Annotated in this window: 14 protein-coding genes; 8 read left to right on the top strand and 6 right to left on the bottom strand. The window is 63.7% G+C overall.

Going from position 1 to position 14,457, the window contains the following annotated elements:
• Positions 1-67 precede the first annotated feature (67 nt).
• The 6 genes from D769_RS03915 (at position 68) to D769_RS03940 (ending at position 7,644) form a co-directional block, all read left to right on the top strand.
• Positions 68-1,444, top strand: a complete 1,377-nt coding sequence (locus D769_RS03915) for a capsular biosynthesis protein (RefSeq protein WP_008642284.1) — start codon at positions 68-70, stop codon at positions 1,442-1,444.
• Positions 1,445-1,483: 39 nt separating this feature from the next.
• Positions 1,484-1,825: a hypothetical protein gene (locus tag D769_RS03920; RefSeq protein WP_008642285.1), complete on the top strand. Its 342-nt coding sequence runs from the start codon at positions 1,484-1,486 to the stop codon at positions 1,823-1,825.
• Positions 1,822-3,003, top strand: a complete 1,182-nt coding sequence (locus D769_RS03925) for a hypothetical protein (protein ID WP_008642286.1) — start codon at positions 1,822-1,824, stop codon at positions 3,001-3,003. Before D769_RS03920 ends, D769_RS03925 begins: the two co-directional genes overlap by 4 nt.
• 24 nt (positions 3,004-3,027) lie before the next feature.
• Complete coding sequence (locus tag D769_RS03930; RefSeq protein WP_008642287.1) at positions 3,028-4,389, top strand: cytochrome P450; 1,362 nt, start codon at positions 3,028-3,030, stop codon at positions 4,387-4,389.
• 255 nt (positions 4,390-4,644) lie between these two features.
• On the top strand, positions 4,645-5,490 hold the full coding sequence (locus D769_RS32220; RefSeq protein ID WP_008642293.1) for a hypothetical protein: 846 nt from the start codon (positions 4,645-4,647) through the stop codon (positions 5,488-5,490).
• Between the two features lie 141 nt (positions 5,491-5,631).
• Positions 5,632-7,644, top strand: a complete 2,013-nt coding sequence (locus D769_RS03940) for a diguanylate cyclase (protein ID WP_008642296.1) — start codon at positions 5,632-5,634, stop codon at positions 7,642-7,644.
• On the opposite strand, the gene D769_RS03945 is transcribed toward D769_RS03940, so the two are convergent.
• The 3 genes from D769_RS03945 to D769_RS03955 all read right to left on the bottom strand — a co-directional run bounded on the left by D769_RS03945 (position 7,645) and on the right by D769_RS03955 (position 9,027).
• Positions 7,645-8,190, bottom strand: a complete 546-nt coding sequence (locus tag D769_RS03945) for a DUF3318 domain-containing protein (protein WP_008642299.1) — start codon at positions 8,188-8,190, stop codon at positions 7,645-7,647.
• Positions 8,187-8,564 (bottom strand): phage holin family protein, encoded by a 378-nt coding sequence (locus D769_RS03950; protein ID WP_008642301.1) that lies wholly within the window; start codon positions 8,562-8,564, stop codon positions 8,187-8,189. The genes D769_RS03945 and D769_RS03950 overlap by 4 nt, the downstream gene beginning before the upstream one ends.
• A gap of 145 nt (positions 8,565-8,709) precedes the next feature.
• Entirely contained in the window at positions 8,710-9,027 is a 318-nt protein-coding gene (locus tag D769_RS03955; protein ID WP_317915246.1) for a DUF883 family protein, read from the bottom strand.
• 304 nt (positions 9,028-9,331) lie between these two features.
• On the opposite strand from D769_RS03955, the gene D769_RS03960 reads away from it, so the two are divergent.
• Positions 9,332-9,970, top strand: coding sequence for a peroxiredoxin (locus D769_RS03960; RefSeq protein WP_008642307.1), 639 nt, complete (start codon positions 9,332-9,334; stop codon positions 9,968-9,970).
• A gap of 155 nt (positions 9,971-10,125) precedes the next feature.
• Here the strand turns inward: D769_RS03960 and D769_RS03965 are convergent, their stop codons facing one another.
• Entirely contained in the window at positions 10,126-11,319 is a 1,194-nt protein-coding gene (locus tag D769_RS03965) for an acyl-CoA dehydrogenase (RefSeq protein ID WP_008642309.1), read from the bottom strand.
• A gap of 222 nt (positions 11,320-11,541) precedes the next feature.
• Here D769_RS03965 and D769_RS03970 point away from each other — a divergent pair, with 222 nt between their 5' ends.
• Positions 11,542-12,366 (top strand): IclR family transcriptional regulator, encoded by an 825-nt coding sequence (locus tag D769_RS03970; RefSeq protein ID WP_008642311.1) that lies wholly within the window; start codon positions 11,542-11,544, stop codon positions 12,364-12,366.
• Positions 12,367-12,428: 62 nt separating this feature from the next.
• Here D769_RS03970 and kynA read toward each other — a convergent pair whose 3' ends face one another.
• Positions 12,429-13,295 (bottom strand): tryptophan 2,3-dioxygenase, encoded by an 867-nt coding sequence (kynA, locus tag D769_RS03975; RefSeq protein ID WP_085959049.1) that lies wholly within the window; start codon positions 13,293-13,295, stop codon positions 12,429-12,431.
• A gap of 37 nt (positions 13,296-13,332) precedes the next feature.
• Positions 13,333-14,457, bottom strand: a 1,125-nt coding sequence (gene kynU / locus D769_RS03980; protein ID WP_008642315.1) for a kynureninase, incomplete at its 5' end; no start/stop codon positions are given.

Genomic DNA, 14,457 nt, shown 5'->3' on the forward strand with positions numbered 1-14,457 from the left:
ATTCGAGGCGAGCATGATTTCGTCATTGGACGGGAAGTCCGCAATCTACGGAAGAGAACCAGCCGTCGTGCCGCAGCAAGGGGGCAGCGTTGCCTCCGAGCTTCAGCGCGTCGGCGGGGGCGCGCCGTTTGACCGGCTGGCTTGCTATCGCCGCGTGTTATTGCTCCAGGGGCCGAATGGTCCGTTCTTCGCGCGCCTGCGTGATTACCTGACTGGCCGTGGCAGTCAGGTGGTGAAGGTGAACTTCAATGGTGGCGACGATCTTTTCTATCGCAGTGGCGATATCGTGCGCTTCACCGATCCGATGGTGATCTGGGAGGCTACGCTGCGCCGGCTGCTGGCCGAACGTCGAATCGAAGCCATCGTCGTGTTCGGCTCCGGTCGTCGACAGCATCGCATCGCCGCTCGCGTGGCCCAGTCCCTTGGGATGCCATTCTGGGTGTTCGAGGAAGGCTACGTGCGTCCGGACTACATCACGCTGGAGCGGGGAGGCGTCAATGCCGATTCACCGCTGTCCGCCGTCACGATGGAAGAGCTTCCCGCCACGACGCTGCCGACCAGGCCGCGTCGGTTCGCACATGCGTTCCGCAACATGGCGCTGTACTCCTTCTGGTATTTCGTCGGCGGTATGCTCGGCGCGCGCCGCTACCCGGACTATCGGCATCACAAGCCGTTCGGCCTGCATGAACTGGCGTTATGGACGCGTGCGTGGTACCGGAAGCACGCCTACCGGTGGCAGGAGCGTGGCGTTCGCCAGCGCTTGCTGAATAGCGATCATCCGCATTTCTTCATGGTCGCCCTGCAGGTTCACAACGACAGTCAGATCCGCATGCACAGCCCGTGGCGGCGCATGGAAGAGTTCATCGAGTGGACCATTCAATCGTTTTCCGCGGATGCGCCTGCCGATAGCCTGCTGGTGGTGAAGCATCACCCGATGGACCGCGGGCATACCGACTACGGCAAGGTGGTCGCGGCATCCGCAGTGCAGTATGGCGTGACCGACCGCGTCGTGTATATCCACGATGCGCATCTGCCGTCGTTGCTGCATCGCTGCCTGGGTCTGGTCACAGTCAACTCCACCAGCGGGCTGCAGGCGCTGTTCCATCGCGTGCCCGTCATTGCGCTGGGACGCTGCTTTTATGCCAAGCGCGGCCTGACGTTCCAGGGTTCCCTGGGTGCCTTCTGGAATAACCCCGGTGCAGTGGATATGAGCGTCTTCACGCGCTTCCGCAACTACCTGGTGCGCAATTCACAGATCAATTCGTCGTTCTATGCGGACGATGCGCTGCTGCCGGCACTGGAGAACAAGCGTTGGCGATTAGCCGCATCGGCACCGGCCCGTATCGTCTGCATGACGATGCTGATTCTGGCGGACGCCTACAGCGGCCGCCCCTGGGATATCACGACCACGATCAGTTTCGTTGCGGAGCTGGTGGTTGGATGACGAGCGCGATACCGATCATCGAGATTCAATGTTTGTCATATGAGAGAACGCATCGCTGGATTCCTGCTGATGACTTTTATCGTGCCGCTCGCGGTTGTTGGCTATCTGCTGATCGTCTATGTCGGATTCTTCGGCAAGACGGAGCGTGGCCGCGCTGGCGTGAGGGCGCTCGATCAGTTCGTCAATGCCACGCTGTTCAACGGCTATGCATGGGAGTCGGTATCGTCCCACGCCTGGCGCGCGCAGCATCGCTGGTGGGCTCGCGCCATCATCTGGGTCACCGATCTTTTTCAGAAGGACCATTGTCGGCGTGCCAACAAGCGCGAGCAGGCCGTGGTGGATCTGGTACTGAAGAAGAAGCTGCATGAGCGGACGCAATGAACCAGACGACCAAAGCGAAACATACCGCGTCGGCAACGATTCCGAAGGATGTCACGCGCCGCAAGGTGTATTACGTCGCCGGCTTCGACCCACGTGGCGCTGGCTACTATCACCGCCTGTATCGCGAAGAGTCGGCCAAGCAGGCCACGCATCATGACGGGGCGTCGATCTCGGTGGGCCAACGTGCGAAGCTCGATCCTCTGGTTAGCGCCTGGAATGTGGATAGCCGTTGGGACGGGCACGACGTGGAGACGACCTACCACTACCTGCACTGGGACGATCTGGTGCGCCGCCACTGGCAGGGGAGCCTGCTGCGCGTGATCATGGCGGCGGTACGGGACTACGGGTACTACATCCGCTGCGGCGCGCTGGGCCGGCTGAAGAAAACGTTTCGCGGGCCGTACTTCAGCGCGGTGTATCCAATGGCTTATCTTGCTCTGTTGTTATTGCTCGCGATCGCTTGCGGCGTCGGCGTCGGCAGCTTGCTTGGTGTGATAGGACTTGCATCCGGATGGGCGTGGGCGGGTGGCATTGCCGCCGGCGCGGCGCTGGGCGCGGGCGGCATCGCGCTGGCCAACCGGCTGGCGGTGTTCTGGCTATTGCGGACCTACTGCTTTGTGCAGGCATGGGGCGCGCGGGAACCCATCGACGTCATGGCGAGAGTGGATGCGCTGGCCGAATGGATTCGTCTGGACCAGCAAGCGTCACCGTCGGACGAGGTCCTGCTTGTGGGCCACAGCGTCGGGTCGATCCTGGCGGTATCCATCGCGGCCCGGCTGACGGCGCTGTTGTCGGACGAACAACGCGGCAGGATCACGCTTGTCACGCTGGGGCAGTGCATTCCGCTGCTGAGCCTGATGCCGACGGCGAAGCCGTTCCACCACGATCTGGGTCGCCTTGCCGACGAGCGGGCGATGTCGTGGCTCGACATGAATGCCAGGGCAGACGCCCTGTGCTTCTCGCAGGCGAATCCGCTCGATGTCTCGGGCATCCGCGGCGGTGGCCGTCCAACTGCCCAGGTGGTGCGCCCGTTCAAGATGTTCGACAAGCGTACCTATGCGCGGATGAAGCTCAATCGTCAGCGCATGCATTTTCAGTACCTGATGGCGAGCGCGTTGCCGAACGAGTACGACTACTTTCGCATGACGGCTGGTCCTAGCCGCATCCAACCATTCTGACTTTCTGAAGCTGAACCCGACGTCATGAGTTTCCAGCCGCCGTATCCCAAGCCGCATGTGCGCAAGAGTTCGTTCATTCTGCGTTTCCTGCGTGGCTGGAATTCGTGGATCGATGTGCTCTTCGAGCGCAGCTACTCGATGAAGATGGGCAAGATATCGCAGCCCGGCATGGATATCTTCATGGTCAACGATGCTGACTGGGTGCGCCGCATTCTGGGCGATACCCACCAGTATCCCAAGCACGAGCTGATGCAACGGGCATTGGAACCGCTGCTGGGGTCAAGCATTTTCACGACCAACGGCGATGAGTGGGAACGCCAGCGCCGACTGGTGGAGCCGGCGTTCGCGCAGGCCCGTCTGAAGCTGGTGTTCTCGCTGATGGCGGACGCGGCGGCGTCGATGCTGCAGCGTCTGGACGCGGTGGCGGACGGGCGCAGCCATGAAGTCGATGGCGAGATGAGCTACGTTACCGCCGACATCATCTTTCGCACGATCCTTTCCGACAACCTCGAGGCCTCCACGGCGCAGGAGATCTACGACGCGTTCCTCGAGTTCCAGCATCATGCACAGCGGGCGATGATCCTGATGATCTACCGGCTGCCGCCGGTGCTGTCGACCTGGGGCAGCCGACGCGCGGCGCGGAAGATTCGTGCAATTCTCTCCGGCATCATCGCGCGGCGAATGGCTGAAAGGGACGAAGGGAAGCTCTCGGACCGTCAGGACATTCTCTCCGGAATGATGGATGCGGTGGACCTGGTCACGGGTGACAGTCTCTCGTACGAGGAACTGGTGGATCAGGTCTGCACGCTGTTCCTTGCCGGCCACGAGACATCGGCCAGCGCGCTGACATGGGCGCTCTATCTGCTGTCGCAATGCCCGCATCTGCAAGACAAGATCGTGGCGGAGATCGAGGCAGTGGTCGGCGATCGGGAGTTTGTGGCCGGAGATATCAAGGACCTGCCTGCGCTGGGGAACGTGTTTCGCGAGACGCTGCGGCTGTATCCGCCGGTCGGCTTCTTCGTACGTGAAGCCACGCAATCGCAGTGCATACGCAAGAAGGACGTCAAGGCGGGGTCGCCGATCCTGATCTCGCCGTGGCTGCTGCATCGGCACCGGACGCTGTGGGAACGCCCCGACGACTTTGCGCCGGAACGTTTCGAAACGGAAGCCGGAAAGGCCTCGGCAAAGTGCGCCTATATCCCCTTCAGCAAGGGGCCACGTGTTTGCATCGGCGCGGCTTATGCGACGCAGGAAGCCGTGCTGATCCTGGCCAGCATCGTGCGTCGTTATCGGGTGGATGCGGACCCCATGCACGTGCCCAAGGTGGTAGGGCGCGTCACTGTCCGCTCGGGCAATGGGGTGCGAGTCCGATTGCATCGCCGATGATGGGGCTTCGGGCGTAATGGGCGTAATGGGCGTGATGGGCGTGATGGGCGTGATAGGCGTGATAGGCGTCCGTGTGTCAACGATGGCCGGGAGCTTGCTGGGCAGGCCGCGTCACAAGTGATCGTTGCGCCGATTGCGCGCAACTTGCGTGGCAGCGTCTCGGGCTTTGGCGCGCAGTCGATCATGGTATTTAATCCGGATATCTCCAGGCTGGTCGTCGCACGCAACATGGCGAAGGACCGATGAGAGGATGTCATGAAGCGGCTTGCACGCCGGCTGGCCATTCTTCTTGCCCTGGGCCTCGCAGCCATCAGCAGCGCGCGGGCGTCCGAGATCGTTTGTCCGCCGAACTATCAGGCCAGTACCGTCCGATGTGTCGATCCGTCGGTCAGTTACTGCGCGCGCCCGGCTGCCCGGCTGGCGTCAGGCGAGCGGCTGATCTGCGAGTACGCGATGCTCAATGTTGCCTACGAACGCATCTACGCGGACCAGCAGCGGATGCTGCATGCGGGCACGCTGAGCACGGCCGATCTTGCGGCCTGGCGCAGGAAGCGCAATGGCTGCGAGACGGTCACGTGCGTCGACGAGGTGTTCGCGGACTGGCGGCGAATGCCTGCGAGGCGACCTGTCGAGCATCCCGTGACCGCGCGAACCATGGCTTCGACGGCGAACCGTCCGCCGACTATCGCACCTGCACCTGCACCTGCACCTGCACCTGCACCTGCACCTGCACTTGCACCCACACCCGCGCCGGCCCCGATGTTGTCGCCAGCGATCAAGGCATTGTCCGTCGCGTCGACGGCGCCGCCCCCGGCGCTCTCGCCTCCTGTCCGCAGCGAGCCTGTGACGATTGCGACATCTGCCGTCCCGGCACGTGCGGCGCGTGACGTTCCGCCCTGGGTGCTCGCCTGGCTGATCCTGCCGGTGGCCGTTCTCTGCATGTGCGCCTGGGTACTGGCACACGGCAGGGGCCGCAACGTGGCGCCAACATCGGTTCGGTTGCTGGCCGACCGGTTGCACCACGTGTCACATGCGGCGTTCGTCCTCGGCGCGCTCGCCGTCGTCAATGGCGTCATGCTGTTGATCGTCTTGATGGGCTGACGTGCCGGTTGAACCGTTTCAATTACCCAGTCTGAGTTAGAGACACCCCGGGCGGGCTCGCTGACAATGACTACGCTGCGCCACATCTGGCGCGACGTAGTCGTTTGATGGTGCCGGAACGTCCGGCACGGGAAGTCTCCAATGCAGCGAGCTGGTGAGGGTAGCCTGCCGGTCGGTGAGCACGTATCGAACCTCATCTGGCCGTTCGTTCCGGTGGTTGTGGCGCTGGCCTTGTTCTGCGTTGCCAGCGTGGACGTGCTATCCGCCGCGCGCAGCTTCGTCGCCGGGGAAAGCCTCTGGACCAAGGGACAGAAGGCCGCGGTCCTGCACCTGCTCAACTATTCGCGCAGCCAGCTCGATACCGATTACGACGCATACCTTGCCGCCATCGCCGTGCCGCTTGGCGATCGTCAGGCGCGTATCGAACTGGAAAAGCATCCGCGCTATGACCATACGCGGGCCGTCGAAGGGCTGCTGATCGGCGGCAATCATACCGACGACATTTCCGGAATGATCCGGCTCTACCGCACGTTCCGCGATGTCGCGGAGATTGACGAAGCTATCGAGATCTGGGCGACGGCCGATGTCGATATCGCCCGGCTCGACACGCTGTCCCGGACATTGCGCGAGCGCTTTCGTGCTGGCGACTGCGATGCTCGCTGTGTGGCGCCTATCCAGCGCGAGATCGTCGATATCGACAATCGGCTGACACCCCAGGAGGCGGCGTTCTCCTCGACACTCGGCAGAGCTTCGCGGCGCGTGCGCGCACTGCTGACGTGGAGCTCGATTGCGGTGGCGGTGGCGTTGCTTGCGTGGGTCACGTGGGTGTCACGCAGCATGATGATCAAGGAGCGGCAGCTACGCGCCGCACTTGCGACTAGCGAGGAACGCCTGCAACTAGCGGTGGCCGGTAGCAACGATGGCCTGTGGGACTGGCATCCGCATCGCGGAGAACTCTATTTTTCCCCTCGGTGCGCGGAAATGCTCGGCTATCGCGCCACCGAACTCCCGCACGCGGTCGAGACCCTGATGGCGCTGACCCATCCCGACGACGTCACCGAACTGGGGCGCCGCCTGTCGGGGCACATGCGCGAGGGCACGCCGTACGACATCGAACTGCGACTACGGAAGAAGGCGGGGGGATATCTTTGGACGCGGGCGCGGGGCCGCATGGTGCGCAGCGCGGTTGGCAAGGCCGTGCGCATGGCAGGCTCGCTCAGCGACATCTCGGACCGGAAGCGCTTCGAGGCGCAATTGCATGCGGAGAAGGAGCGGGCGCAGGTCACGCTTCAGGCAATTGGCGAGGCAGTGATCACGACCGATGTCTGGGGACGGATCGAATCGCTCAACCCGGTGGCCGAGGCGATGACGGGCTGGACCGAGGCTGAAGCCGCCGGTTGCTTCCTGCCTCAGGTTTGTCCGCTGACCGATGAAGTCACGTGCGATCTGGTTACCGATCTGGTGCCACGCGCGCTGGCCGGGACGTGGCCGAGCCAGACCGTCACGGTCCTGAGCCGGCGTTCGGCGGGCGAGTCTTCGGCGAGAGTGGTCGTCAAGCCCTCCGTGGCGCTGATCCGGGACAAGGTTGGGCAAGCCATTGGCGTGGTGGTCGTGCTCCACGACGTCAGCCTGGAACGCGCGCACGCGGCCCAGCTGGCCTATGAAGCCAGCCATGATCCATTGACCGGTCTGGTGAATCGGCCCGAGTTCGAGCGCAGGCTCGAAACGGCAATTGCACGGGCCCGGCAGGAGGGCTGCACGCACACGCTGATGTACCTCGATCTGGATCGGTTCAAGGCTGTCAACGATACGTGTGGCCATGCCGCCGGGGACGAACTGCTCTGCCAGATCGCCGATCTCATGCGCCAGCAGCTACGCCGTAGCGATACGCTGGCGCGGTTGGGTGGTGACGAATTCGCGGTGCTGCTCGAACACTGCTCGCCGAGTGATGGCGAACGGGTGGCGGAATCCTTGCGTCAGGCGATTGCTGCGTTCCGCTTTACCTGTCGGGGGCACGTGTTCTCGGTCGCCGTCAGCGTGGGGCTGATCCGGCTCGATGAGCGGACCTCCAGCACGGAAGACGCGCTCGGCGCCGCCGATGTGGCCTGCTATCGGGCCAAGCGTGCCGGACGGAATCGCGTGGAGGTCAGCTAGTCAGGATTGGGGTGGGGTGGAGGTTGCCGGTGGGGATTTCACCAGCGGATCGCGGAAGCCGGTGTCGACGACCTCGGTCGGTGCGGTCGGTGCAGTCGGGGTGGACGCTTTTGATGCACCAGCATTCGCCGGTACGCCCCGCACGGACTGCCAGGTCTTGATGGCCCAATAGCCGGCGCCGGCCACGACCCCAAGCTTCGAGACCTTCCAGGCGACACGGCCGATCGGTGTGCGCCGCAGCAGCGGTAACGCCAGCGTGATCGCCGTGCTGACCATCGGATATTCGCGCGTCAGACCCAGCAGCTTGAGCCAGCCAGGTGTGTGGGTCAGGTTTGGCAGCCAGTTGCCGAGGCTGGTCATCCGGCGCACGCCACCCTTGACGTTGTGCAGCGCCTGCACGGCGTCGTAGCGTTCCAGCGCCGCGCGGGTGATCAGCAGTTCCTTGCGGATCTCCAGCGGCAGCCGGACTTCCTTGGAGAATCGGACTGGACGCGCATGCTCGTGGCGCTGGCCCGGGTTGGTCGAATCGTCGGCGGGCGTGGTCATCGGCGCAGCATCTCCCTGTCTTTATCGAGCTCGGCCAGCGTGGCTTCGAACAGCGGCGGCGCGCGTCGGACCATGCGGCGCGCCAGCAACAGGCAGATCGCGGCGCAGGCGAGGTAGGCCAGGATGATGATGCCGAGGGCCTGCCAGCGGTAGGTTTCCCAGAATACGATGGCGACCAGCAGCGTGAACGTCATCAGCGCCATGCTGAAGAAGACAAGTCCGAAGCACGCCAGCAGCGCAACCTTCATCAGCCGGCCGCGCTCCTCGGCCAATTCCACACTGGCCAGTTCCAGGCGCGTCTGGAGCATCGACACCACGGAACTGGCGAGGTTGCGAACGGACTCCAGGAACTTGGGGGAAGGGGATTCGCTCATGCGGCTCCGGCGAAGGATCGATGCGCTCGCAGTGGCGGCATCTGCAATGGAAAGGTCCCGGTGCGGCGGGCGGTGCCGCGGACCGGGCCTCAGACCAGGGCGTCCGGCGCAGATGCGCGGCCAGGACGCCGTGCTGCGATGGGTATTACTTGCGGTTCAGCAGCAGACCGATCAGCAGGCCCACGCCGGCTGCCACGCCCACGGCGCGCCACGGGTGGTCATGCACGTAGTCGTCGGTGGCGCGTGCGGCGGCCTTGCTCTTGGTGACCACGGCGTCTTGCAGATCCTGGGCCTTTTCCTTGGCTTGCTTCAGCAGGCCCATGCCACGCTCGCGCAGTTCGGCAGCTTTTTCCCCGGTGGTCGAGGCCGCTTGCTTCAGCAGTTCCTCGGCATCGGACAGAACGGTCTTGACATCGCTCATTAGTTTCTCCTGTTTGCGGGCGGTTGGTTCAAGTGGTGACATTTTGCCTTGCCAGCCCTGGCTTGTGGCGTTTCTTGTCGTCCAAGTAGCATATGTGGCGGCCTGCCATCGTTTCAAGCCTGAATCCGCAAATCCATGCTGCTGTCACTTGCCACGCCCCCGTTTCGGCCGTAGCGCGCCAAGGCAGGGGACGTCAAAGCGTGGTCACCACAAGTCTTTATGACTTCGAGTGATTTTGTAGTGACTTTATATTCGTTTGGGTTGGAAGGCAATCCAACTAAGCTCGGTTCCCTGTGTTTACACGTCGTTCCTTACGTTTATTTACTGTTGTTTCAGGAGACCCCCGATGGCACTGCGTCTTGGCGATATCGCACCGGATTTTGAACAGGAATCGAGCGAAGGCCGTATCCGCTTCCATGATTGGCTCGGCGATGGCTGGGGTGTCCTGTTTTCGCACCCGGCGGACTACACCCCGGTGTGCACGACCGAGCTGGGCCTGACCGCCCGGCTGAAAGAGGAATTCGCAAAGCGCAACGTCAAGGCGATCGCCCTGTCGGTGGATAGTGTGGAATCGCATCACGGCTGGATCCAGGACATCAACGACACCCAGTCGACCTCGGTCAATTTCCCGATCCTGGCCGATGGCGACCGCAAGGTGTCCGAGCTGTACGACATGATTCACCCGAACGCCAACGAAACCCTGACGGTGCGTTCCCTGTTCGTCATCGACCCGAAGAAGAAGGTCCGCCTGATCATTACATACCCGGCCAGCACCGGCCGCAACTTCAACGAGATCCTGCGCGTCATCGATTCGCTGCAGCTCACCGACAATCACAGCGTGGCCACGCCGGGCAACTGGCAGGACGGCGACGATGTGGTGATCGTGCCCTCGCTGAAGGACGAAGAGGTCATCCGCCAGAAATTCCCGAAGGGTTACAAGGCCGTACGTCCGTACCTGCGTCTGACGCCGCAGCCCAACAAGTGAAAAAACCGGGCCCGGGGTTTGCCCCCGGGCCCGGTTCAGTGCCACTGACCGTTCGAATGATGTCGTAAAACGGCGGGCTCGCCCGTCGTCTCCTTGGTAGTGTGCTTCCGCCCGGCTTGATGACTCAAGACCGGGCTTTTTTCATGCTTCCGGCTTCAGAAGAATGCCTGGAGGCCGGTTTGCGCGCGACCCAGGATCAGCGCGTGGATGTCGTGCGTGCCTTCGTAGGTGTTGACCACCTCGAGGTTGACCACGTGGCGGATCACGCCGAACTCGTCGGAAATGCCGTTGCCGCCGAGCATGTCACGCGCCACGCGGGCGATGTCGAGCGACTTGCCGCACGAGTTGCGCTTCATGATCGAGGTGATTTCCACCGCGGCGGTGCCTTCGTCCTTCATGCGGCCCAGGCGCAGGCAGCCTTGCAGGCCCAGCGTGATTTCGGTCTGCATGTCGGCCAGCTTCTTCTGCACCAACTGGGTGGCGGCCAGCGGGCGGCCGAACTGCTTGCGGTCCAGCGTGTACTGGCGTGCGGTATGCCAGCAGAATTCGGCAGCACCGAGCGCACCCCAGGCAATGCCATATCGGGCCGAGTTCAGGCAGGTGAACGGACCCTTCAGGCCGCTGACGCCCGGCATGATGTTCTCTTCCGGCACGAATACCTGGTCCAGCACGATTTCACCGGTAATCGACGTGCGCAGGCCAACCTTGCCGTGGATGGCCGGGGCCGACAGACCCTTCCAGCCCTTTTCCAGGATGAAGCCGCGGATGGCTTCCTTGCCATCGTCGCCCATCAGCTTGGCCCACACCACGAACACGTCGGCGATCGGCGAGTTGGTGATCCACATCTTGGCGCCGGTCAGCTCGTAGCCGCCAGCCACCTTCTTGGCGCGCGTGACCATCGAGCCCGGGTCCGAGCCATGATTCGGTTCGGTCAGGCCGAAGCAGCCGATCCACTCGCCGGTGGCCAGCTTGGGCAGGTACTTCTGCTTCTGGGCTTCGGTGCCGAATTCGTAGATCGGGACCATGACCAGCGACGACTGCACGCTCATCATCGAACGGTAGCCCGAATCCACGCGCTCCACTTCACGCGCGATCAGGCCGTAGCTGACGTAGTTCAGGCCGGGGCCGCCGTACTGCTCGGGGATGGTCGGGCCGAGCAGGCCCAGTTCGCCCATCTCGCGGAAGATCTCCACATCGGTCTTCTCGTTGCGGAAGGACTGCAGCACGCGCGGCATCAGCTTGTCCTGGCAGTAAGCCGCGGCGGCGTCACGCACCATGCGTTCGTCGGCGGTCAGTTGCTGGTCGAGCAACAGCGGGTCAGCCCAGTTGAATTCGGCGTTGGCAGCCATGGAGGTCTCCTTCTTTGATGTGGCGAGGAAGGCCTGGAGCCTTCACACAATCCGGGAAAAACGACACGAAGTGGGAATCGGGTGGAATTTCTTTGGTTCCGCATTGCGGAACCTTGTTCCGATGAGCTAGTATAGCCGAACCGATCCGCGGCGCAACAGGGGAAATCTCGCGCCCCGGAGATTTGCGTTCGGCAATCGACCAACCCCATCTGGAGTTTCGCCTTGGACATTTCATCCAATTCCGTCGCGCCAGCCGCAGAGCCGGCCCCGCGTGAACGCGAAAGCGATCCGAACTTCGTTACTGCGCTGGCGCGCGGACTGGAGCTGCTGCGCTGTTTCCGCACGGGCGAGACCATGCTCGGCAATCAGGATTTCGTGCGCCGCACCGGCTTCCCGAAGGCGACGGTCAGCCGCCTGGCCGGCACGCTGGTGCAGCTTGGCTACCTTCGCTATGACGACAGCCTGGGCAAGTATGCGCTCGATGCCGGCGTGCTGGCACTCGGGTTCTCGTACCTGTCGGCCTCCGGCGTGGTGGCGCTGGCGCGTCCGCACATGCTGGCATTCGCGCAGCAGCACGGCGTGTCGGTGTCGCTGGGCAAGCGCGAGCGGCTGGAAGTCATCTACCTGGAGTCGATCCGGAACGACGCGGGCGCGATGCTCGGCCTGGGCGTGGGATCGCGCCTGTCGCTGGTATCGAGTTCGATGGGGCGGGCTTATCTGGCTGCACTGCCGCAGGCCCGGCGCGATCGCGTGCTGGCCGAGTTCGCGCAGGCGTTCCCGGAACAATGGAAGGCACAGGAAGCACTGACGCGCGCTGCATTGGCGACGGCGGAGCGCGACGGCTATGCGGCGTCGTTCCGTGACTGGCATCCCGCCATTCACGCGTGCGCGGTGGCGTTTCGTCCGGTGGGGGAGAAGGATTTGCACATGCTCAGCTGCAGCGCATCGTATGGCGCCGTCGGCGAGGAGGTGTTTCGGGAGAAGCTGGCGCCTGCGTTGCAGGCGTTGGCCACGCGGCTGTCGGACCCGGCAGGGCGACAAGTCTGAGTGCCGCCGCTATGCGCTCCCCTCGCCCATGAATTGGGGGGAGGGGAGCAAACCAGCGGGCATTACAAGTCTGTCCGCAGTTTCCACAGTTCCGGAAACAGCACCACGTCCAGCATCCTGCGCAGATAGCTGACGCCTTCGGTCCCGCCGGTGCCGCGCTTGAATCCGATCACGCGCTCGACCGTGGTCACGTGGCGGAAGCGCCATTGCCGGAACGCGTCTTCCAGATCGACAAACTTCTCGCCGAGTTCGTAGAGCTCCCAGTGGGCCGACGGGTTGCGGTAGACCTCGAGCCAGGCCGCTTCCACCGATGCGTTGTACTGCGTCGGCTGGGTCCAGTCACGTTCCACGACCTCGGGGTCAATCTGGAAGCCGCGCCGTGCCATCAGCCGGATGGCCTCGTCGTACATCGACGGCGTATGCAGCGCGGTCTCCACCAGTTCGAGATGTTCGGGCCGATGCGCGTGCGGACGCAGCATGGCTGCGTTCTTGTTGCCGAGGATGAACTCGATCTCGCGATACTGGTATGACTGGAAGCCGGACGACGCCCCCAGGTACGGCCGCATCGCCGAGTACTCGGGCGGCGTCATCGTCGCCAGCACATTCCACGCCTGCACAAGCTGATCCATGATGCGCGAGACGCGCGCCAGCATCTTGAATGCCGGCTGGAGCTGATCGGACTTGACGCCGTCACGCGCTGCACGCAGCTCGTGCAGCATCAGCTTCATCCAGAGTTCGGTGGTCTGGTGCTGGACGATGAACAGCATCTCGTTGTGATCCGGAGACAGCGGATGCTGGGCGCTCAGGATCTGGTCCAGGCCCAGGTAGTCCCCATAGCTCATGTCGCGCGCGAAATCCATCTGCGCGCCGTGCCAGCCATCGCCGCTATCACCGCCATCACCGTTTTGCGGGGCGGTTCCGTGCCCCATCGGGCATCCCTTGAATTCGCTCATGATCGACTCCCGCTCAGGTCACCGCCGTCCGCACGGCAAAGCGCGCGTCACGATAGACGCCGCTGTCGAGCACGTCGCGGATGATCTCGACGGCGTCCCACACTTCAGTAAAGCTCGTGTAGAGCGGCGTGAAGCCGAATCGCGCGATGCCCGGCTCGCGATAGTCGCCGATGACGCCGCGCTCGATCAGCGCGGCCACCAGCGCGTAGGCGTCGGGGTGCGCAAAGCTGACCTGGCTGCCGCGTTTCGTGTGGTCGCGCGGTGTGACCAATGAGAGCGGGTGCGTGGCGCAGCGGGCCTCGACCAGATCGATAAACAGATCGGTCAGCTTCAGCGACTTGGCGCGCAGCACGGTCATGCTGGTCTGCGCGAAGATATCCAGGCCGCATTCGACCATGGCCAGTGACGTCATCGGCTGCGTGCCGCACAGGAAGCGGCCGATGCCCTGCGCCGGTTCGTACTGCGGCGACATCGCGAACGGCGCGCCGTGGCCCCACCAGCCCGACAGCGGCTGCCAGAACTGGTCGCGCAGCGCGGGTGCTACCCAGACGAAAGCCGGGGAGCCCGGGCCGCCGTTGAGGTACTTGTAGGTGCAGCCGATCGCGTAATCGGCCTTGGCCACGTTGAGCGCCACGGGCACGGCGCCGGCCGAATGGGCCAGATCCCAAACGGTCAGCACGCCGCGTGCGTGCGCCAGCTCGGTCAGGCCGGCCATGTCGAGCATCTCGCCGGTCTTGTAGTTGACATGCGTGAGCATCAGCACCGCGGTGTCTGCGCCTACGGCGGCGTCGATCTCGTCCGGGCTGTTGACCAGCCGGACCTCGTAGCCTTGCTGCAGCAGATCGGCCAGGCCCTGGGCGATATAGAGATCGGTCGGGAAGTTGCTGGCTTCGGACACGATCACGCGCCGGGCCGGATCGCGCAGGCGCTGCACGCGCAGCGCGGCCGCCAGCACCTTGAACAGGTTGATCGATGTCGTGTCGGTGACCACTACCTCGTCATTGCCGGCGCCGATCAGCGGAGCCAGCAGGTTGCCCAGGCGGCGCGGCAGGTCGAACCAGCCCGCGGTGTTCCAGCTGCGGATCAGGCCATTGCCCCATTCCTCGCTCACGACCTCCGCGGCGCGCGCGGCGGCGGC

Origin of the sequence: Cupriavidus sp. HMR-1 (genome assembly GCF_000319775.1) — a bacterium.
GTDB lineage: Bacteria > Pseudomonadota > Gammaproteobacteria > Burkholderiales > Burkholderiaceae > Cupriavidus > Cupriavidus metallidurans.

Coding starts and splice junctions, on each gene's coding strand:
- D769_RS03960 (WP_008642307.1), top strand. CDS start 9,332: ATGGCACTGCGTCTTGGCGATATCGCACCGGATTTTGAACAGGAATCG.
- D769_RS32220 (WP_008642293.1), top strand. CDS start 4,645: ATGAAGCGGCTTGCACGCCGGCTGGCCATTCTTCTTGCCCTGGGCCTC.
- D769_RS03950 (WP_008642301.1), bottom strand. CDS start 8,564: ATGAGCGAATCCCCTTCCCCCAAGTTCCTGGAGTCCGTTCGCAACCTC.
- D769_RS03965 (WP_008642309.1), bottom strand. CDS start 11,319: ATGGCTGCCAACGCCGAATTCAACTGGGCTGACCCGCTGTTGCTCGAC.
- D769_RS03940 (WP_008642296.1), top strand. CDS start 5,632: ATGCAGCGAGCTGGTGAGGGTAGCCTGCCGGTCGGTGAGCACGTATCG.
- D769_RS03930 (WP_008642287.1), top strand. CDS start 3,028: ATGAGTTTCCAGCCGCCGTATCCCAAGCCGCATGTGCGCAAGAGTTCG.
- D769_RS03945 (WP_008642299.1), bottom strand. CDS start 8,190: ATGACCACGCCCGCCGACGATTCGACCAACCCGGGCCAGCGCCACGAG.
- D769_RS03920 (WP_008642285.1), top strand. CDS start 1,484: ATGAGAGAACGCATCGCTGGATTCCTGCTGATGACTTTTATCGTGCCG.
- kynA (WP_085959049.1), bottom strand. CDS start 13,295: ATGGGGCACGGAACCGCCCCGCAAAACGGTGATGGCGGTGATAGCGGC.
- D769_RS03955 (WP_317915246.1), bottom strand. CDS start 9,027: ATGTCACCACTTGAACCAACCGCCCGCAAACAGGAGAAACTAATGAGC.
- D769_RS03925 (WP_008642286.1), top strand. CDS start 1,822: ATGAACCAGACGACCAAAGCGAAACATACCGCGTCGGCAACGATTCCG.